This is a genomic window from Pseudomonas sp. BNK-44-b (genome assembly GCF_047456245.1).
Classification (GTDB): Bacteria; Pseudomonadota; Gammaproteobacteria; order Pseudomonadales; family Pseudomonadaceae; genus Aquipseudomonas; species Aquipseudomonas machongensis.
On record NZ_CP179908.1, the window covers coordinates 1,117,534 to 1,136,693 of the forward strand.

Annotated in this window: 13 protein-coding genes and 3 pseudogenes; 7 read left to right on the top strand and 9 right to left on the bottom strand. The window is 54.0% G+C overall.

What is annotated here, in order from left to right:
* Positions 1-7: 7 nt before the first annotated feature.
* Both ACMGGG_RS05385 and ACMGGG_RS05390 read left to right on the top strand, forming a co-directional pair.
* Positions 8-1,300, top strand: a complete 1,293-nt coding sequence (locus ACMGGG_RS05385) for a hypothetical protein (protein ID WP_414155008.1) — start codon at positions 8-10, stop codon at positions 1,298-1,300.
* 1 nt (position 1,301) lies between these two features.
* Positions 1,302-4,631: a UvrD-helicase domain-containing protein gene (locus ACMGGG_RS05390; protein ID WP_414155009.1), complete on the top strand. Its 3,330-nt coding sequence runs from the start codon at positions 1,302-1,304 to the stop codon at positions 4,629-4,631.
* 138 nt (positions 4,632-4,769) lie between these two features.
* On the opposite strand, the pseudogene ACMGGG_RS05395 reads toward ACMGGG_RS05390, so the two are convergent.
* From ACMGGG_RS05395 to ACMGGG_RS05405, 3 genes and pseudogenes are all read right to left on the bottom strand, one after another.
* Positions 4,770-5,066 (bottom strand): annotated as a pseudogene (locus ACMGGG_RS05395) (IS3 family transposase); the annotation flags it as partial.
* A gap of 16 nt (positions 5,067-5,082) precedes the next feature.
* Complete coding sequence (locus ACMGGG_RS05400; RefSeq protein WP_414155010.1) at positions 5,083-6,168, bottom strand: IS110 family transposase; 1,086 nt, start codon at positions 6,166-6,168, stop codon at positions 5,083-5,085.
* A 266-nt stretch (positions 6,169-6,434) separates the two neighbouring features.
* Positions 6,435-7,309 (bottom strand): annotated as a pseudogene (locus tag ACMGGG_RS05405) (IS3 family transposase); the annotation flags it as partial.
* Between the two features lie 179 nt (positions 7,310-7,488).
* On the opposite strand from ACMGGG_RS05405, the gene ACMGGG_RS05410 reads away from it, so the two are divergent.
* Entirely contained in the window at positions 7,489-8,034 is a 546-nt protein-coding gene (locus ACMGGG_RS05410; protein WP_414155011.1) for a hypothetical protein, read from the top strand.
* Between the two features lie 179 nt (positions 8,035-8,213).
* A pseudogene (locus tag ACMGGG_RS05415) lies at positions 8,214-9,277 on the top strand (IS630 family transposase).
* Positions 9,278-9,374: 97 nt separating this feature from the next.
* Here the strand turns inward: ACMGGG_RS05415 and ACMGGG_RS05420 are convergent.
* The 3 genes from ACMGGG_RS05420 to ACMGGG_RS05430 all read right to left on the bottom strand — a co-directional run bounded on the left by ACMGGG_RS05420 (position 9,375) and on the right by ACMGGG_RS05430 (position 13,199).
* Entirely contained in the window at positions 9,375-10,355 is a 981-nt protein-coding gene (locus ACMGGG_RS05420) for a hypothetical protein (protein WP_414155012.1), read from the bottom strand.
* Positions 10,356-10,495: 140 nt separating this feature from the next.
* Positions 10,496-10,765 carry a recombinase family protein gene (locus ACMGGG_RS05425; protein WP_414155013.1) on the bottom strand — a complete coding sequence of 90 codons (270 nt, stop codon included), beginning with the start codon at positions 10,763-10,765 and terminating at the stop codon, positions 10,496-10,498.
* A 1,414-nt stretch (positions 10,766-12,179) separates the two neighbouring features.
* Positions 12,180-13,199, bottom strand: a complete 1,020-nt coding sequence (locus tag ACMGGG_RS05430) for a hypothetical protein (protein WP_414155014.1) — start codon at positions 13,197-13,199, stop codon at positions 12,180-12,182.
* Between the two features lie 436 nt (positions 13,200-13,635).
* On the opposite strand from ACMGGG_RS05430, the gene tnpB reads away from it, so the two are divergent.
* Positions 13,636-13,965 carry an IS66 family insertion sequence element accessory protein TnpB gene (gene tnpB / locus ACMGGG_RS05435; RefSeq protein WP_414155015.1) on the top strand — a complete coding sequence of 110 codons (330 nt, stop codon included), beginning with the start codon at positions 13,636-13,638 and terminating at the stop codon, positions 13,963-13,965.
* A gap of 18 nt (positions 13,966-13,983) precedes the next feature.
* Positions 13,984-15,528, top strand: coding sequence for an IS66 family transposase (gene tnpC, locus ACMGGG_RS05440; protein WP_414155016.1), 1,545 nt, complete (start codon positions 13,984-13,986; stop codon positions 15,526-15,528).
* Here tnpC and ACMGGG_RS05445 read toward each other — a convergent pair.
* Positions 15,480-16,610: a DUF3800 domain-containing protein gene (locus ACMGGG_RS05445; RefSeq protein ID WP_414155017.1), complete on the bottom strand. Its 1,131-nt coding sequence runs from the start codon at positions 16,608-16,610 to the stop codon at positions 15,480-15,482. The genes tnpC and ACMGGG_RS05445 overlap by 49 nt on opposite strands.
* Positions 16,611-16,626: 16 nt before the next feature.
* On the bottom strand, positions 16,627-16,995 hold the full coding sequence (locus ACMGGG_RS05450; RefSeq protein WP_414155018.1) for a hypothetical protein: 369 nt from the start codon (positions 16,993-16,995) through the stop codon (positions 16,627-16,629).
* A 515-nt stretch (positions 16,996-17,510) separates the two neighbouring features.
* Between ACMGGG_RS05450 and ACMGGG_RS05455 the strand changes: the two genes are divergently transcribed.
* A complete protein-coding gene (locus ACMGGG_RS05455) occupies positions 17,511-17,732 on the top strand; it encodes a hypothetical protein (RefSeq protein WP_414155019.1) in 222 nt (73 codons plus the stop codon).
* 148 nt (positions 17,733-17,880) lie between these two features.
* On the opposite strand, the gene ACMGGG_RS05460 is transcribed toward ACMGGG_RS05455, so the two are convergent.
* The gene (locus tag ACMGGG_RS05460; protein WP_414155020.1) at positions 17,881-19,155 is read right to left on the bottom strand and encodes a mechanosensitive ion channel family protein; all 1,275 of its coding nucleotides are present in this window, start codon (positions 19,153-19,155) and stop codon (positions 17,881-17,883) included.
* Positions 19,156-19,160 lie beyond the last annotated feature (5 nt).

Sequence of the window (19,160 nt, forward strand, 5' to 3'; positions counted from 1 at the left end):
GTCTACCATGAAACGTAATGTCAATTTGCCGTCTCCAGCCCTCAACGCTCCGCTTAGGGCGTGGTCGGATTACCTGGGATGGGTGTCTGCGACGGCGGATTTTCAGATGGTAGGCGGCGTTTGTCAGTGTACGGTTGCGATGCCGGAGGGACAGACCCTAGAGGTGCAGGCAGCGACTCCAGATCTTCTGGCCAAGCAGGTCATGGCCGACCTGACTGCCAACATGGTGGTACCGCCGACCATGGATCGCTCAGGAACATCATCCCTTCAAGATGCACCGAAACACCCGAAACTACTGGAGCAGCACCAGGAGCAACAGCAACTGCAGCAAGTTGAGCCAGGGCAGGACGAACCCAGGCCCATGATTCCCGAAGGTCTACAAACCCAAGCGTCGCCACAGGAGGTGTCTATGCGCAGTCATTACGAACCCGCTTTGCCTCGTGCATCGCAGGCGCCGCGATCTGCACCCGTGTCCAGCACCAAGGGCACATTGCAGACGGTAGGTGTATATGTGCCGGTAGCTATGCATGAAGCGCTTAAGGCCGTTGCGGAGGAGCAGGGCAAGAAATTCTCTGTGCTCGTTCGAGAGATGGTCGAGAGTGGCTACGAGCGTTTTGAGGATGCGATCGAAGAACGTAGCGGGAGAAAGGTGCTCGACAGCTATGAGCAGAAGGTGGCGAGCTATGATGGCCAGTCCGAACAATGGATGGCCCGACTCGATCGCAAGCTCAGTCTGGAGCTCAAGTTGACCGCGAAAGAATACGGACGGTCTGCTTCTCAAATCGTGGGTGGGCTATTGGCTGAGGAGCTTTCTCATTGCCCACAAGCCCAGACGGTTGCTTCATCCCTCTCTGCCACTGCCCAGGCAGCCTCTGCCACTGCCCAGGCAGCCTCCGGCACTGCTCAGGCAGTCTCTACTACTGCTGCCCGAGTAATCGCTGATCCAGCTGAGGTGGTACGTGCTCAAGCCGCGATTGCAGGTCTTGTAGGCCCTAAAGCCAATGGGCTGGCCAATCACCTGGGCCTGCCCGGCAAGCGCAGATTGGTCAACGAGGTGCTGGTTGGGATAGTTCGTGCTCCTGGCGTCTTGATGAGAAATGTCGCCGAGTTTTTCCAGGTTTCGCCAGAAGCGATGAATGAAGCGGTGAGTCTGAATTTCCGTCAGCTAGCGGCACCTTCCTTTAAAGCGCCCAATGGCCAGCCGAGGATGCTAACAGAGCCTGTTTCTTGGGAAGAGGCGGTAAGGGCGCTCCACTTACCTCATGACGAAGAGGCGCAACTGTTGGCCTTAGGGGACTGATATGAATCCTTTCGACCGTGCACGAATTCAGGCTATCAATGCACGGGCGAAAATCATCGCTGCGTGCGGTGAACAGTATCCAACCAGCCAGCAACTGATTGACGTTGCTGAAGCGACGTTAGGCATTGCGATCGAGTGGGTGTCACCCGATGACTATGCGCTGGGCGGGGCAGATGCGCTCCTGCAGCGGTCGATGCGCACGATCCTGATTCGTGATGACGTTCGACAGGAGGCGAAGGCTTACCTGTTGGCTCACGAACTGGGCCATTGGTATCTCGACTCACCCCAACCTGCTCCGGGTACCTCTACCGTGTCTTTCATCGCCGACCCCGACGATGAAGCTGATACCACCACTGCTACTAGCAACCCCAGCAGCACTAGTCCCGGAAGTGCGGTGGTGGAGGGGTATGGTGCATGGGAGCGCAATGAGCTCCAAGCAAACGTCTTTGCGCGAGAGCTGTTGCTCCCCAGGACGGCGGCCAGGGCATTGTGGTCAGCAGGATGGCGTTCTCGATTGATAGCGACGCACTTTCTGTTGCCGCTAGAAGTCGTAAGGCAGCAATTGGCTGACGCGCTGCTGCTACCCGATGTCCCTCCAGTTCCTCCGGCTCCCGCACATCCCCCAAGCGATGCCCAGCGTCTTGCGGCTGAGGCTCCAGAGAAGTTCGTCAACGTGGTTGCGGGCCCAGGTACCGGCAAGACCACGACGTTGGTACACCGAGTGGCCCATTTGATTGCCAGTGGGGTGCCCGCCAATAGAATTTTGGTGATGACCTTTACTAACCGCGCCGCCCAGGAGCTTGTCGAGCGGCTGACGGCAGCCAATGTTCCGAATGCTTCACAGGTATGGGCTGGCACCTTCCATTCGTTCGGACTTGAGCTCCTGCGAAAGCACCACCTTCTCTTCGGTCTGACACCTCAGATCAAGATTGCTGACGCGCTGCAGCAAGTCAGGATGATGGTCGAAGAACTGCCCACCCTGCAGCTCGAATATTTCTTCAGGTTGAGCAACCCGTATGACTGGTTGCCTGATGTGTTGAGGATCATCCATCGTCTCAAAGAAGAATTGGTCACCCCGGACGAATACGCTGCGATTGTTCGAGCATTGCCGGCGGTTGAGCCCGATGTCGAGCGAGAGCGGAACGACATAGTGACCCTCTACAGGGCCTACGAAGCCGTACTACGGCGGGAAGGGTGGGTGGACTATGCAGACCTTCTGGTTCGACCCACTGTACAGGCTCGTGATGATCGTTCGTCCCTGGCTGCCTTCCTAGAACAGTACGATCACGTCTTGGTAGATGAGTACCAGGACGTCAATCATGTGATGATCGAGTTCGTCAAAAAGATCGGATCGCCGCAACGTTACCTGTGGGTGGTCGGTGATATTCGTCAGGCTATTCATCACTGGCGTGGTGCGTCGATCCAAAGTTTGCTCAAGTTTGACGAGGCGTACGTTGCTAGAGGACAGGCCGCCTCTATCAGGCGGTACAGCTTGGACATCAATCGGCGCAGCTCTCCAGAGATTCTTCGTCTGGTTGAGCGGGCTGGAACCTACCATGTGTTGCAGCCATTCGTGCCCCTGGATCCTGTATCACCTTCTCGCTCCGTGAGCGGGGTCATGCCAGCTTTATTCCACACCCAAAGAGATGCTCAGAGCAGCGTCATCGTCGGCGAGATTACTCAGTGTCGAGCGGCAGGGCACTCGTACGGCAGTCAAGGCATCATCAGCTCAACGAATGCCCAAGTAGACAAGCTAGCTCAAGACATCGAGGCGGCTGGCATTCCTGTGTTGCACCTGGGTGAGCTGAATCAGAGGGCTGAAGTCAAAGAATTCATGTGCCTGATGCAACTGCTGACGCAGCGTTCGCCTGGAGCGCTCCTCGGCTTGTTCGGGCGTGCAAACTTGAGGATGCCGGCGGCAGACATCGAGACGCTGACGAACCAGTCTAAGCTCGGTTTCAACCACCAGCGTGGTCGTTGGCTGAGCCGTCCCACTGCAGGCCTCTCGGCGCAAGGGCGGCAGGTTGTCCAGGAGTTGAGTGATTTGTTGGAAGGTGCAACGCGAAGCTCTCGCCCTTGGGTGTTTGTCTGTGACCTCCTGTTTGAAAAAGGCTTTGGGTTGGAGTCGCTGGCTGACCAGTCTGCTGCGGCGCAGATCAATCGCCTGGCGTTGTGGCAATTCCTCTACGGGGTTCGCAACAGCGATGGCGTAGGTAGCCAGGCGACGTTATCGAAGTTTTTGGTCAGAGAAGATTTTCGGCGCTACATCGGGCAACGCTCGACGGAGCGCGCGCTTCCACCCGAGGCGGCTGCGATCGACGCTGTGAGGCTCATGACCGTCCATGGCAGCAAAGGGCTTGAGTTCGACGTCGTGCACATGGCCAACGTGGAAAAGAGCAAGTTTGGCGCAGAGGCACCGCCACGTTTTGATGAGCGCCAGGCGTTGCTGCTGCCCCCTGAAGCGTTGCACAGCACGCAAGCCCTGCGGCTCCAAGGTGAGGCAATCGAGCGGAACAATCTGTTGTACGTTGGCCTGTCCAGGGCGAAAGATCGGTTGAAGGTCTACGGCGGCACTGACGCAGCGACGATTCCCGACCCCTTGTGTGATCCTTCAGCCATCCCTGCCAGTGTCGCGCGAGCCTCTGCTCCAGTAGCGGCGCCTGTCTCGCGCGTATCCATGACACCACCCGTGGCGATGACCTACGCCGCCCTTAATGGATTCATGACCTGCTCCCTGCAATATCACTATGCCCACGAATTGGGCCTTCCGATCGAGCAGGAGTTGGATGTCTCAATTCGGGCTCGTCGAGCAGTGCTGGCAGGGCTTGAGTACGTCTACCGCGATGGAATGAAGACCGATGATGCCTTCCTGCAAGCGTGGGGCGAGAAGCCGTTGCCGACATGGGAGGAGGACAAAATGCTGATTGAGCATGCCTGGATCGCCTTCAGTCGAGGTGCTGCATGGCAGCCGGGCAGCGCGTCTTACGTTCCCGAAACGACTGCCAGCGTGAATGGCCAGGCCATAACCATGCCTTGGATGCTTCGTGATGCGAGTGGTGATGTGATCTGGCTGCGCACGGGGGTAGGCCTGAGTACCGTAGCGCGAAATGTTCGACCCATCCTGGAGAACCTGGGAGGCAGACGCTGCAACCGAATGTCTATTCATTCGCTCGTCACGGGCCTTTCTGAAGACGCAGTTCCGTCTGCAAGAGCGAGCAGTACCAGTGTGTTTAAGGCGATCGCGGCATTGCGTGCTGGTGAGCGTAAAGCGAGCCGAGGCAAGCACTGCAATCGATGCGCCTATTCGACGATTTGTGCTCAGAGACACTGACCGTATCGATTGCGGGATTTGATCCATCCCCTTCATTAGGCGTTGACCCAAGCGTTGCCTTGTTCAGGTTGGCCGGGGGAAGGGGCAAGATAGTAGATAAGGAAAGTACTAGCTATGACCTGAATCGCCCCTGGTTTCCTAGACACTCTCCAAGCTCAGGAAATAGCGTTTCTCATACTCTACTGGAGACAGCTGCATTGCACTGCTGTGTCGACGCTTGGGGTTATAGAACATCTCGATGTAATCGAAAATATCACTTCGGGCTTCGTCACGCGTTGCGTAGATCTTCCGTCGGATTCGCTCCCGTTTCAAAAGCTGGAAAAAGCTCTCGGCTACGGCATTGTCGTGGCAGTTTCCCCGTCGGCTCATGCTGCTGATCACATTGTTGGCCTTCAGGAAGCTTTGCCAATCTGAGCTACTGAACTGACTGCCTTGGACGCCCTTCTAAGTGTCAAGTGGATACTGCGCTTTGGTTGATGATGCTATTTCGCCTCTGGATGATGCCGTAGACCTCCCGTGCGATGTAGCGCTTTAGGCAGCGGATAGCTTCCAGCTTCGAATGTCCCTCTGCGAGACGTCGACTGACATAAGCCTGGGTTCGGGCATCTGTCCGAAGCCGTCCAATTGCGATGATATGCAGCGCACTGTTCGCGGCACGATCACCACCTCGATTGAGGCGATGTCGGGTGACCTTCCCTGAAGAGGCCTGGACTGGGCTAACCCCACATAAAGCCGCGAAGCTGGACTCAGAGCGGAAACGATCGCTGTTGTCGCCTGCTGTCAGTAGCAGTTGGGCAGCGGACTCGTAACCAATGGCATTTCGGGAAACCAACTCTGGCGCAAGATCGTCAACCAAAGCTGCAATCATCACATCCAAGTCCGCTATTTCGTCATGCAGTTCGAGATAACGCCGCCCCAGCGACTTCAGGGCAATCCGGTAGGCGGACGCGACTTGACGATAGCTTGATAGATCTGGACGCCATGCTGCCAGCGTTCTGATCAGTTGCATGCGGGTCAACGTGCGTAATGACTCACGTAGCTCATCAGGCGCACTAACGACAGTGTTCTGGATCAGTTGCAAGGTAATGCGCCGCGCCTGTATGGCAGTCTTGCGACACACTTTGAGCACACGTAACGATTCGACCATGCCGTCTCGTCTTTTTGGGGTAACTGTACGAATACCAGCGAAGGCCGCATGTGCGGCATTTCCAGCATCAAGGGTGTCATCCTTGCCCCGCTTGCGCCTATCACTTCTATCAGGCGCAGTCACTTCAAGGACGGCGACTCCAGCCTGTTCCAAGTAGCGTAATAGACCAGCGCCGTACGTACCTGTGCACTCGATGCCCACTCGCACCACCTCACCAAAGGAGCGCATCCACGTCAGCATTTGTTTGTAGCCCTGACGAGTAGTCGCAAAGCTCTCACTGGCCAGGATACGATCCTGTTCATCTACGATTGCTGCGACGTGCAGATCTTTATGGGTATCTACACCGCCTACGACCTGTCTGGAAACACAGCTGACTTTAACGTTACGCATGGCTGGCCGCTCCGGTTCTCGAGCACGAACTAAACCGCACCAACCGGACACCTGGACAAGACAGTAAAGTGACGTGGCGTCAGGCCCTTCTTGGGTCACACGTATCGGCAAGGCGGTCACCTTGACGTGCAGTGTTCCCGGATGGTCGACAGGTCCAGGGAAAGACACAAGGGTCGATCGGAGTGTGGGTCAGTCCACCCGGGACACTCCACGACCAGATCATCCATCATCGGTCTATCGCTGTGCGAGTCAGACCATATGGAAACACTGGCCAGTACATTCTTACTGTCTGAGTGAATCATCACTTGCTGCTGTGGCTTGCTTCGCCACACGGCCATCAGCATGGCGTCGATGGCCAGGTCGCTGCTCATCCTGGGCTTCATTGACCAACCAATGACTTGGCGAGAGAACAGATCCAGCACTACCGCCAGGTACAGCCACCCTTCATAGGTGCGGATGTAGGTGATATCGGTCACCCAGACCTTATTCGGCTCACAGACCTTGAACTGCCGGGCCAGATGGTTGGGCGATGCCACTGTTGGTTTTCCGCCATAAAACCCAGGACGACGGCGATAGCCCGTTTGCGAACGCAGCCCCTCTGCCTGCATCAAGCGACCGACTCGATTTCGCCCACAGATCTCTCCTAGCTCTCGCAGGTCATCGTGAATCTTGCGATAGCCATACACGCCGCCGCTTCCTAACCAGGCCTGCTTGATCAAGCCAAGCAGGCGCTGATCTTCTTTGGCTCGGGCAGATTGAGGCTCGGCCAACCAAGCGTAGTAGCCGCTGGGATGCACCTTGAGGGTTTGGCAAAGGCGACGCACTGGGTAATCCGTCGAGTGCTTGTTGATGAAGGAGTACTTCAGCCGCACTCCTTGGCAAAGTACGCGGCGGCCTTCTTTAAGATGTCTCGCTCTTCTGTCACCCGCTTGAGTTCAGCGCGTAGCTTGCGCAGTTCAGCCTGCTGATCATTGTCTTGCTGACGCTGCTCTTGGGGTTTGCTGTAGACCTTGATCCAGGCGTAAAGGCTGTGCACGGACATGCCCAGGCGCTGGGCGACCTCGGCGACAGGTTTGCCTTTTTCGGTCACTTGCTTGACCGCTTCGATCTTGAATTCTTCAGGGTGACGCTGACGACTCATGGCACCTCCTATTTGGGCCTCATTATGAGGCTTGGAGGTGTCTACGAAACCAGGGGCGATTCAGTCCACCACCGGGAGCTAGTGACCCCCAGGGCGTTAGCAGGGTGCGTATACGAGACTAGGAACCATTCACTAGGCCCTGCGCAATGAGGGCGATGTGCTGCCGGTATGCCATCATCATGGGTATAATGCTGAAAATTCAAATAAAGCTAGGGATGGTCATGAAGTCAAAATTTTTAGACAAATACGTTCTGGTGAGCTTCAAGCCGTTCCTTATCGGAATAGGTTTAGGCTGGTTGTTCATTTTTTTAAAATTCGAAAGTTTTGTAGAGGCTAATGCCTCGGAAATATTGATTTCATGGGGCGCTGTGATTGGAGCCTCGTGTATGTTAGTAGCCCTAATAATAGGCATGGTTCCAAAAGGAAAAATTAGGACTTATGTTCTTGAACGAGTTATTAAGTGTACAAATTTCTTCGTCGGGATGGGGCTTGTCTCTCTAGCGTCATGCATTATATATTATGCTAGGTATGGATGGGGTCTCGGGTTGTCCTTAATGAGCATCGGTGGTGTTGTTTATTGGTTGGGGATTAATCGCGCTTTCTTTCAGGTATTAAACTTGGAGATGTCAAAGAGAGATAAAGTGATTCTTTTGGTTTTTTCTTTGGTTACCCTTATTCTGTTGGCTATTTTTGTTAGCAAGATGCTTTCTATAGGGAAAATTTGATGTGCAAAGAATTTGAACTTGCAACTGCAAGCTGCCTTGTGTAACTGGCTTCAGAGGCGTCAGCTTTCTATTAATTTATCTCCATTAGTTATAGTTTCAGCCTGGTGTAGTGAACGGTTAGTTCATTGTCTTACGTGTGACGATATACTGTGCGCTCTTCGCACTGAGATGGTTCCGGCATTCCTCGTCCAATCGCCCCCTTTGCATTGCAACCCACCGACGTTCTTACGCTTCAAGGTTGGCTGCGAATGAGTGCGTTGGAGCAGAGGCTTGCTCAGTGGGCTCGGATACTGCTTTTGCTCAATGACGGGGTGACGCCCATAGCCATCTGTAGGCAGTTACAGATCATGACACCGACCGTGTCCAAGTGGCGAAAGCGTTATCTGGAGGCGGGCATCGAGGGCCTGAACGACCTGCCGCGCGGCGGCCAGCCTTTGAAGCTGGGCGCTGAGAAAATCAAAGAAATCCTGATCCCGACCACACGTCGGGTTCCCAAGGCAGCCACGCACTGGAGCGTCCGGTTGATGGCCAAGTACGCTTGCGTCACCACCTGGCAAGTCCGGCAGATCTGGGCTGCGTCCGATCTCAAACAGCACCGTCTGAAGACATTCAAGATCAGAAACGATCCGCATTTCGCTGAGAAGGTCATTGATGTGGTCGGGCTCTATCTGCGCCCTCCGGACAACGCCATAATGCTGTCGGTTGACGAGAAAACTCAGATCCAGGCACTGGATCGTACTCAGCAAATGCTGCAACGTCGGCCTGGACAGATCGAGCGGCGAACCCATGATTACAAGCGCCATGGCACGGCGAGCCTAAACGCCGCGTTCGACATCATGACCGGTGAAGTCATGGGCCGGATTAACCAGCGGCATCGGGCCAAGGAGCTCCTGGATTTCCTCCGCCAGATTGATAACAACACGCCTGCCGAGCTGGATCTCCATGTGATCCTGGACAACAGTTCGACCCACAAAACCTCAGCGATCAAGGCCTGGCTGGAAAAACACCCACGCTTTAAGCTGCACTTCACGCCGACCAGTGCGTCCTGGCTAAACGCGGTGGAAGGCTGGTTTTCACAGCTGGAGAGACGCGCGCTGTATCGAGGTGTCTCACCAGTGTGATCCGCCAGTTCATCAGTGCTCATAACGAGCATTCAGCTAAGCCGTTCAAGTGGACAAAAACCGCAGTGGCCATCATCAGCTCGGTACATATGGCAAAGCTGAGCGTGATTAAAAAAAGATAATTAATCAAGAGCTCGGGAAACTAGAAACTCGGAGGCTTGCTGCCTGTGAGATAAAGCTTTCTTTCACTAATTCAGGAGTAATTGTTCTTAAAGAGTGCTAATGAGCTTTTTCACAAAGCTCTTGGTAACGATCATATATGTCAGAGCAAGCACTTATATCTCTACTTAAAGTGTTTTTGTCTTTGTGGCGTTTAAATCTATTAAGTGCCGATTCAATGTCATTCAGTATATTTAGTATGTCCTGGTCGTCAAATATCAAATTGGTGCAAGGGCTGTGTACGTAGTCGGTCAGTTTAAATGGATTGCCTTTACTCCTGACAAATATAAGGCCGAATTTTCCGAAGCGAGCTGAGTTTGAGTATCGGTTGATTTGATTTACTGCGATCATCAATTGCTCTAATTTTTTCGAGTTCTTGCATTCTACGATTATTGACTTACATCCAGTATCGTCAATTAACTTGTTGAAAAGACGGCTGTCCGTATCCTTTATACGTACATGAAAGTCTCTTCTGTGCTGGCTCGTAGCATCTGACACTTGCCGAATCACTTTAAAGCCTTCGGACATGAAGTATATATTAAGGAAGATGCCTACTATTTTTTCGTAATCAGAGAAAAATTCTTTCCCATCTTTCAAGTAAGTTAGGCTGGTTTTTATATAATCTATTAAAGGGTGAATTACTGCTAGAAATAGATATTCTATTTCATCGGGGTCTGTATTTCTTAAGTATGAATTAGATATGTATTTTGATAGTCCTGCCATGCCATCCAATTCATTCATGTCTTCATACGAAGTTGGAAGACCTATGCCCCATTCTTTCTTTAAATAATCAATGGTGTCTTGCCTTTTTTCGTCTTTTGACTTTCTTGTTGCGTAAAAGTTATCAAAAAAAACATCATCTCGATTAAAATTCTGCAGCAAGAATTTTACGCATGATTTATTATCTTCATTTCTGTAGTAGTGGAATGTTGCGATGTAGCCGGATTGCTCTAGGCAGTCGGAAATATATTCACATGAAGATCCCCCGTGCTTCTCTACGGCATTTTCGAATGCTATTTCAAAAATATCTTCTACGTTCATAGTGGCTCACTTCTAAACTATGCGGTGTGTACTAATTTCAGGAAGGTTTTAGCCGGTGTCAGTGAGTGTAGCGAAAGATTTGAACCGGTTGTTAGGCTAGATCTTTTGATCGATGACGGTGTGTAGGCTAATGCCTTGTTTTAGAGTCGACTGGATGAGTTCAACTGAATCGTTTCACCACGGTCGATCTCGCCGCTTTCGATCCTTTCCAACAAACCTTTTAGCTGGCCTATACGGGCATTGGCACCCTTGAAGTCACAGACTCCCTTGTCGATGATGGTTTCTACTACGGGGATGCCTGTGGTCTTCGTAAAGGCTCCGAGCGGGTTGGTCTGGCGGTCGTGACTGTCCCGGCCTTCCTCCCCTTGCTCGGCGGTTGACCATCTGACGTAGGCGTATGCTTTGGGCATTGCGGCGACTCCAATAAGCTCTTGATATGAGTTTATTAGAAAATACCCGTCCGTTGTTAAACGGCAGCATTGACGGTGCCTCGGTGTATCCCCGCCAGCGTCGTGAGCGGTTAGTTCATTTTCTTACGTGTGACGATATACTGTGCGCTCCGCGCCCTGAGATGGTTCCGGCACTCCTCGTCCAATTGCTCCCTTTGCATTGGAACCCACCGACGTTCTTACGCTTCAAGGTTGGCTGCGAATGAATACGCTGGAGCAGAGCCTTGCTCAGTGGGCTCGGATACGCGCCGTTGAGGTGCGTAGAGTTGACAGCATTTTCAGTATGATCAAGCCGTCCAGCTAACCCAGGATTTCTATGAACGGTTTCTTAGCAGCGTAATTGCACTGATTTGACCACCTGTTTGCATTCGACTTGATCAGCCATTTGCATCGGATGTATCCAGCGCACGCCTACGTCTTGACCGGCAGGAAATGGCCCGAAGCTGCCCTTCGTTCAGGGCGGCAAACGGCCAAAGGCGGACAGTCTCACTGGGACTGGGCTGGCGCGCTGAAAGCGCGTACGGCGAGCGTGCTTGAATGCCTTGCTATGTATTCCTTCGCCGAGTAAGCGGGAAGATAAATGGCTTTTCTTGAGTTAAATTTATTTCGTTTAGCTTGTATTTAAGCCTAATATCACTGCAACTAAATCGTCGAATTAGGTCTTCCATTTTAATGTCGCTTAGCCTTTGATTCCAAGGGTGAATTATAGATCCGCCCCTAACTTTATCGAAGCCATACTTTTGTCCCATGGCTACAGTGATGGTATTTTCAATTTCTGTCACCCAGTAACAGTCGCCAATTGATCTAAAGACCGCATGTAAATGAGTTGCTTTTCTCTTTCCCGTGAGGCCGCGCTCTGTATATTTGATGGCGCCATTGTTATTTAATGTAGAGTAAGGGCTTTTTTTACCATGGCTTCGCAGCCTTGATCTCAACCCTTTAGCTGTACCCACGTACCATGAGTTCAGCTCAAGCTTTAAAATATAGATATACCAATTTCTAATTTCTTCACTCCTTTTCCGGAATCAAATTGTCCATAACGATTAATCTAAGATCTCTAAGAAACTACTCGATTCGCACTGAGCGTGTCTATTGCAAGTGGGTTACGCCGCACGGCAGGATTAGGTCTGCTGAGGTCGAAGTGTCTCATGCAGGTATCTAGCGGAGTGAGGGGTAACCCATAAACGTCCGCTATCGACCCTAGAAGCCCGTCAGGATGGGCTCCTAACGGCAGAGCGCAGTCGCATCAAGAGCTGCTTTTTGGCCGATATTGGATAGGGCGGTGGATGCCAACTGCAATCCCTTAACAGCTGCATACCTCCCCGCCTCGCATTATCTATTTCTCAACGCCCGCGATTCAGCATCTGCGCCCTCGCTATCCGACTTCTAACAGGCCATTGGTCGTTTTCACATGATCCACCACTGCTTCAGTGATTTGAGGAATACTCCACCCTTCGGCATTAATAATGGTGCTGTCTGGATAATGGGCTTGTATGTGCAACACATGGTCATGCAAGCATACAAACAACACATCATTATTTTTTAGGCGTGCCTTGAGCGCTATCAGATATTCAGGTGCAGCCTCCGATCCCACCACCATGACGTGCGGAGAGGCAAAATTCGCAATTGCAGGACGATCAATTACGGCAACTGAACGGTTTGAGGTGCGAATTGCCTCCAACCAAAAACCGTTTATTAACGACTCAACCAAAGTGAATTGGTTTGAGTCGAAGATAATATCCACAAGCTTTGGGAACCAGGCAACATATCCAATGGCGGATGGTTTGAGCTCTTCAGTTGTAAAACATGCCCGAACCAATTCCTCAGCTAGTTCAGTCAGTTTTTTATCAACGTACATCAACCTTGAAGCCAGCTCATCGTATTCATGCTTTTGTACCGGGTCACTCAGGTGCAGTATATCAACAGGATCAACATGACCGTTACCTCGGCTCGGTTTCAGGTCAAAGCGGATCGCGACATAGGATCTGCGGAGCATCTGCAGTTGCTCCTCCGAAACCTGACTGAGCGTAATGATCAGGAAACGTCTGCTCTTCCCTCGTACCTCGCCACGACCAATGGCTGCAGCCAGGCGCCCATAGTACTTGGCCTTCTCGTTTTCCATATCTGCCATGCAACCTGACAGCAAAGCGGTGTAGTCATCTGCTGTCAGGTGCTCCGTGACCTCTGGAGTAACCTCCCCAGCGAAGACGCTTTGGATAAATTCCTGGTAACGTTTTTCAGCCCGGCGCTCCATCTGCGCAGCCGCTTGGTTACTAAGCAGCTGCAACCCTTCATAGCCCGCTGTCAGCAAACCTCCTCCGGGGAGCAATCCAATTCCAGCCTTGGCTGCGATGGAGATCAGCTCAGTGAGGGGGTGTTCGGCGTCCTTCGTCATTCCACTTCTCCCATTGTGTGGCCAGCATTAACCATCGCAGAGCGTAGGCCGCCTGTGTGCGGTAAGCCATTCGACGTAGAGCTGTTCTTGGCTGCGGTACGAACGGGTTCGCATGCAGGGTTCCGACATTTAAAGCGCGCAAAACTCATCCAAGCTAACCCCATACTTTGCAGGTAACACATCCTCCAGCAAGGCGCAAAGGGCGAGTTCGAATTCGACGCCCAAGTCGAGGTTGTAGATCGCTTCGATATCCTGCAGACGCGCTTCGACCTTCTTGGTCAACCTCTCGATGTAAACACCGTACGACCCCATCATTTGCTCTGTAAGCGCTCCATGAACCCCACATTCAAAGCGCTCATCTGATCTCCGATGCTGTGCTCCCGATCTCTTTCTGGAGCCCGCACACCATGATGCGACCCGATACCAACGTGGAAAAGTGTACCTCTACCCCAAGCCCGTGGACTTCCGAAAATCCATAGACGGCCTCGCAGCGTTGGTCGAGCTGGACATAAAAGTGGCGGTATTCGATCCGGTGCTTTTCGTCTTTCTCAACAAATCTCGCAACCGCGTGAAGATCTTGTATTGGGAACGCAACGGCTTCTGCCTTTGGCTCAAGCGCCTTGAGTCCGAGCGTTTCAAAACATCGCCGGATGCCACCGACGAGCCGATCATTCTGACCGCCCAGGAACTCAACTGGCTGCTCGACGGTTTTGATCTCTGGCGCAATCGTCCTCATCAAGTTTTGACGCCGCGCTACGTCGCATGACCCGGTATAATCCGGGCCATGATTTCTCTGCCCGATGACCTTCCTGATGATCCTGTCTTACTCAAGCAACTGCTGCTTGAGGCGCTCAATCGCCAGCAGGAATCGGCTCAGGCTTACCAGACCCACATCGTCGACCTGAAAGAACAGATCAAACTGTTGCGCGACCGCCTGTTTGGGCGCAAGTCCGAGCAAACCGCGGAGCCCAATACGCCGCAATTGGCCTTGTTCAACGAACCTGAAAGCGAGCCGATGCCGTCAGTCGGTGACGCTGATGAGGAAGTCGTTGTACCGACAGCACGGCGGGGCAAACGCAAGCCGTTGTCAGCCGATCTGCCGCGTATCGAAGTCATCCACGAACTGCCCGAGCACGAACTGACTTGTGCCTGCGGTTGCCGCAAACATGCCATCGGGGAAGAAACGAGCGAACAGTTGGATATTGTGCCGATGCAGATCCGCGTCATCAAACATATCCGCAGGGTCTACGCATGCCGGGGCTGCGAAGCAGCGCCGGTCACGGCTGACAAGCCCGCTCAACTGATCGAGAAAAGCATGGCCAGCCCCAGCGTGCTGGCCATGCTGCTGACCACCAAGTATGTCGACGGTTTACCGCTGCATCGGTTTGAAACGGTACTTAGCCGCCACGGCATCGAGATCCCGCGACAGACTTTGGCTCGCTGGGTGATCCAGTGCAGCGAACATTTTCAGCCACTGCTGAACCTGATGCGTGATCGGTTACTGGAAAGTCCGGTGATCCACTGCGATGAAACCCGCGTCCAGGTGTTGAAAGAACCGGATCGAGACCCTACCAGTCAGTCCTGGATGTGGGTGCAGGCCAGCGGCCCACCGGATCGCAAAGTCGTGTTGTTTGATTACACCTCCAGTCGAGCGCAGGACGTGCCGCTGCGCCTGCTGGAAAGCTATCGCGGGTATGTCATGACCAACGATTACGCCGGCTACAACGCCTTGGCGCTGCAGCCGGGCGTGGAACGTTTGGCGTGCATGGCTCATGCGCGACGCAAGTTCGTGGACGCTCAAAAAGTTCAGCCCAAGGGTAAAACCGGACGTGCCGATATCGCGCTGACGATGATCAACAAGCTTTACGGGATCGAGCGCGAGCTTAAGGATGTCAGCGATGAACAGCGGTTTACCGGTCGACAGGAGAAAAGTCTGCCGATCCTGGCGCAACTGAAAAGCTGGCTGGACAAAACCCAATCGCATGTGACGCCGCAGAGCGCATTAGGCAAGGCAGTGCATTATCTGGCGAACCACTGGAGTCGGCTGGAGCGTTATGTCGAAGCGAGTTACTTGCCGATCGACAACAATGCCGCCGAAAGAGCGATCAAGCCGTTTGTGATCGGACGCAAGGCTTGGCTATTCAGCGATACCGTTAACGGCGCCAGTGCCAGCGCGAAGATCTATAGCTTGGTCGAGACCGCCAAGATCAATGGCCAAGAGCCGTATACGTGGCTGCGCCACGTACTGGAACGTTTGCCGCACGCCTCGTCCGTAGCGGACTACGAAGCTCTGCTGCCACGGAATTGCTCGCCAGAGATGCCACGGTAAACCTCTACGCCACTGGTGGGCAGGTGGGGTTTATGGATCGGATACGGCACTACTACACCAGACGCCATTTCCATGAAGTCATTGATGTCAGCTCTTGTCTGGGGGATTTTATAGCCTTTAGATGTACTCGTGATGATGACATCAGCGTCCCGAAGTTTCGCAATACCACTTGACCGCACCCGCTGTTCCGACAGGTCGCCAAAGCCTCTTTCACCCAGATGAGCCAGAATTTCGGCTGTAGGAATGTAGTCCTTCGTGACGAACTCGCTCTGGAATCTAAGGTAGTCCAGAATGCTGATCTGCAGACGTTCATCCTCGTCCGGGTACTGGCCGGCCTTCTCTATGAAGAGGCCTGCCTGGCGGAGAGCTTCCTGATGTACCTGGTAGTCCGCGTAGCTGGACTCATCCATCGCTGGAGCTAGTAACGAATTGAATTTTGGAGGCCATTCCAGAAGGCCTAGGGTTTGCTCGCGGAGTATCTTTTTGTAGACCTCAGCCATATCACCAACAGTCTTCTTTTCGTAGATTTGGGCTATCGAACCCGCGAAGAAATCAGCGACCTGAATCAGGACATCGTCTTTGCTGGATTTCGTCTGGAACGCTTGGTCGTCTCCGAAGAGGTCATCTACGTAGCGATCCTGGACGTATGCCTTCAGACTCTCCTGAAACTCAACTCCACCATGCTCATCCACGACCATCTGTAGATTACGGCAGTTCCTGAAAAGCCGCCCGTATAGCAATCCGTTGATATGCTTTACGAATGAGGTCTTGAATTGCAGCCCTCCGTCTTTGTAAATGCGCTCCTTATCAACGACCAAGAAATAGAGTTTGATCGGAAGCTTTGCCAGGTCGGCCAAGATACGAGCACGTCGCTCAGCGTCCTTGGCTCGTACCTTATTAGACTTGATTTCGCCTGTCTGGAAATGCTGGTGGCGAAGCTCCTCGGCATGTTTGTAGGCCGCTTGGAGGTCTTCCTCCGCCACGAGAATGGAGCAAACTACGAAAAAGCCAGAGCTACCAGCCTTTGATGTGTCTAGGTCAGGGTTTCCTGACTCATCAACATAGGCATACGTTCTGTCCAATCCGGTGCCTTCCTCATCAATAGGTGGCTGTACTGCTGCCAGGAGCGGGGCCTTCGCTGAATGTGTAGTTGATGACTACATCATTCCGGATCAAGACATCGAGTGTCTTCTGTGTGCCTGTGGTGGTGACGTTCATTGTCACCACGTAGCTCTGGGCATGGGCAGAGCCACTTGTGTAGGTATAGATCCACTTCTCGTCGGTTTCGCTCACGGCACTCTTCATGTAAGGCTCACCGAAAAGCGCTTTCAGCTCAGTAGTCGTGGTCTTGCCTTTGGTAATGCTCGCTACACTCGCCGAGGGAAAGTCGCGGCCTGCGGTGTAATGGGAAGTAGCGCAAGCACCCAGCATAAGGCACATTCCAACCACAGCAATGAACTTGTTCATAGTCTTCCTTGAATGATCTGAAGCTCGAGCTTATCTCGAAGCAAGGCCAAACGCCATCATCTGCCCTGACTTGATTGGAGCGACGATTCTTTCCCTCCTCACCATTCCCAACTTGCACCATCCCCCACACCCAGATAAATTCCCCCAGTCGCCGAAGCATCGGCGATACGACCTTGGCCGGTCGGAATCGAAAGGCGCATCAGCGCCAAATCGTCATCGCAGGCGCTTTTTTTGTGCCCGTGATGTCGAGTCATGGCAGTGGTGCGCGGGACACCTTCGGGTGTGCCGGGCTCCTTTCGTCCCGGTCGGCCAACCCGCGTACTGCTGCCACCTCAACTTGCTTGGCCGCGAGCGGTGGCAGTTCCACAACGAAAGGAACTCATGCATGACCACTGCACATCCGTCGAGGATCCTCGCATTCGCGCGCCGCCACTGCTTACCGCTTCCGGTATCGCGAGCCCATCGTTTCTACCTCCCTCACAGCCCGTTCACGCGCGAAGCGAAGCAGGTGCCTCATGACTGACCATGAACGGCTTTCCACAATCCAATCTTACGCGTGGACCCTGGAGCTACTGGGCGAGGCCCTGGCTCAGCAGGATGAGTTGCTGGAGTGCGAGCACAATCCGCAATTGAGTGTTCGAGGTGCAGCGGGGATTCATCAGGCGATCCGCATCATCAGTCGGTTGACGGCGGAGGAGTGTGGAAGGGTGATTGAATTGGTGGGGCAGCCTGGCTAGTGATGCTTGGCTTTTGATTGCAGGGGGCCGCGTTGCGGCTCTTTCGCGGGACAAGTCGGGACGCCGAACCGCCGCCCCCACAGGGATTGGGCTGGTCTTTAGATTTTGAACAAGGCAGTTGGTCCCACAATGTTCGCCACAGAGGCTTTCAGACCTCGCTCATCCGCTCAACCCGCGCCGCCAGCCCCGAGCGCATATCACTGCCGCTAGGCTGCTGATACAGACTCAAGCCGAACTCCGGCAACACCGCCAGCAAATAATCGAAGATATCCCCCTGGATCCGTTCGTACTCGGCCCACACCGTGGTGCGGGTGAAGCAGTAGATCTCCAGCGGCACACCCTCGGCGCTGGTCTGCATCTGGCGGACCATGCAGGTCATGTTCGGATGCACGTCGGGGTGGTTTTTCAGGTAGGCCAGGGCGAAGGCGCGGAAGGTGCCGATGTTGGTCAGCTTGCGGCGGTTGGCCGAGAGTTCGGCGACCAGGCCCTGGGCTTCGTTCCAGTCGTGCAGCTCCTTGCGCTTGGTGGCCAGGTAGTCGCCGAGCAGGCGTACGCCGCCCAGGCGCTGTTCTTCTTCGAGGGTGAGAAAGCGCACGCCGGTGGCGTCGATGAACAGGCTGCGCTTGATGCGACGGCCGCCGGACTGCTGCATGCCGCGGTAGTTGCGGAACGACTCGCTCATCAGGCGCCAGGTGGGGATGGAGACGATGGTCTTGTCGAAGTTCTGCACCTTGACCGTGTGCAGGGTGATGTCGATCACATCACCGTCGGCGCCGACCTGGGGCATTTCGATCCAGTCGCCGACGTGGAGCATGTCGTTGCTGGTGAGCTGTACGCTGGCAACGAACGACAGCAGGGTGTCCTTGTACACCAACAACAGCACCGCCGACATCGCACCCAGGCCCGACAGCAGCAACAGCGGCGAGCGGTCGATCAGGGTGGCGACGATGACGATGGCGCTGAACACCCACAGCACCATCTTCGCCAGTTGCACATAGCCCTTGATCGAGCGGGTACGGGCGTGTTCGGTACGGGCGTAGATGTCCAGCAGGCCGTCGAGCAGGCACGACAGGGCGCGGGTGAGGAACAGCAGGGTGACGGCCAGGGCCAGGTTGCCGAGAAAATGCTGGGCGGTGGCCGAGAGCTCCGGCACCAGTTTCAGGCCGAACTGCAGAATCAGTGACGGCGTGGTCTGCGCCAGGCGGTGGAAGACCTTGTTGTGGCGCAGGTCGTCGAGCCAGCGCAGCGGCGGCTGGCGGGCCAGCAGGCGGGTGCTGTGCAGCAGCAGGAAGCGCGCCAGGCGGCCGACCAGCAGCGAGACCAGCAGCAGGACCAGCACGCCGAGGGAGGCGTGCAGCATTGGGTGTTGGTCGAGGGTGCCCCAGAGGTCCAGGGTGTCGTGCCAGATTCGTTGGATATCCATGTAAT

Coding starts and splice junctions, on each gene's coding strand:
- ACMGGG_RS05385 (WP_414155008.1), top strand. CDS start 8: ATGAAACGTAATGTCAATTTGCCGTCTCCAGCCCTCAACGCTCCGCTT.
- ACMGGG_RS05390 (WP_414155009.1), top strand. CDS start 1,302: ATGAATCCTTTCGACCGTGCACGAATTCAGGCTATCAATGCACGGGCG.
- ACMGGG_RS05400 (WP_414155010.1), bottom strand. CDS start 6,168: ATGCGTAACGTTAAAGTCAGCTGTGTTTCCAGACAGGTCGTAGGCGGT.
- ACMGGG_RS05410 (WP_414155011.1), top strand. CDS start 7,489: ATGGGTATAATGCTGAAAATTCAAATAAAGCTAGGGATGGTCATGAAG.
- ACMGGG_RS05420 (WP_414155012.1), bottom strand. CDS start 10,355: ATGAACGTAGAAGATATTTTTGAAATAGCATTCGAAAATGCCGTAGAG.
- ACMGGG_RS05425 (WP_414155013.1), bottom strand. CDS start 10,765: ATGCCCAAAGCATACGCCTACGTCAGATGGTCAACCGCCGAGCAAGGG.
- ACMGGG_RS05430 (WP_414155014.1), bottom strand. CDS start 13,199: ATGACGAAGGACGCCGAACACCCCCTCACTGAGCTGATCTCCATCGCA.
- tnpC (WP_414155016.1), top strand. CDS start 13,984: ATGATTTCTCTGCCCGATGACCTTCCTGATGATCCTGTCTTACTCAAG.
- ACMGGG_RS05450 (WP_414155018.1), bottom strand. CDS start 16,995: ATGAACAAGTTCATTGCTGTGGTTGGAATGTGCCTTATGCTGGGTGCT.
- ACMGGG_RS05455 (WP_414155019.1), top strand. CDS start 17,511: ATGACTGACCATGAACGGCTTTCCACAATCCAATCTTACGCGTGGACC.
- ACMGGG_RS05460 (WP_414155020.1), bottom strand. CDS start 19,155: ATGGATATCCAACGAATCTGGCACGACACCCTGGACCTCTGGGGCACC.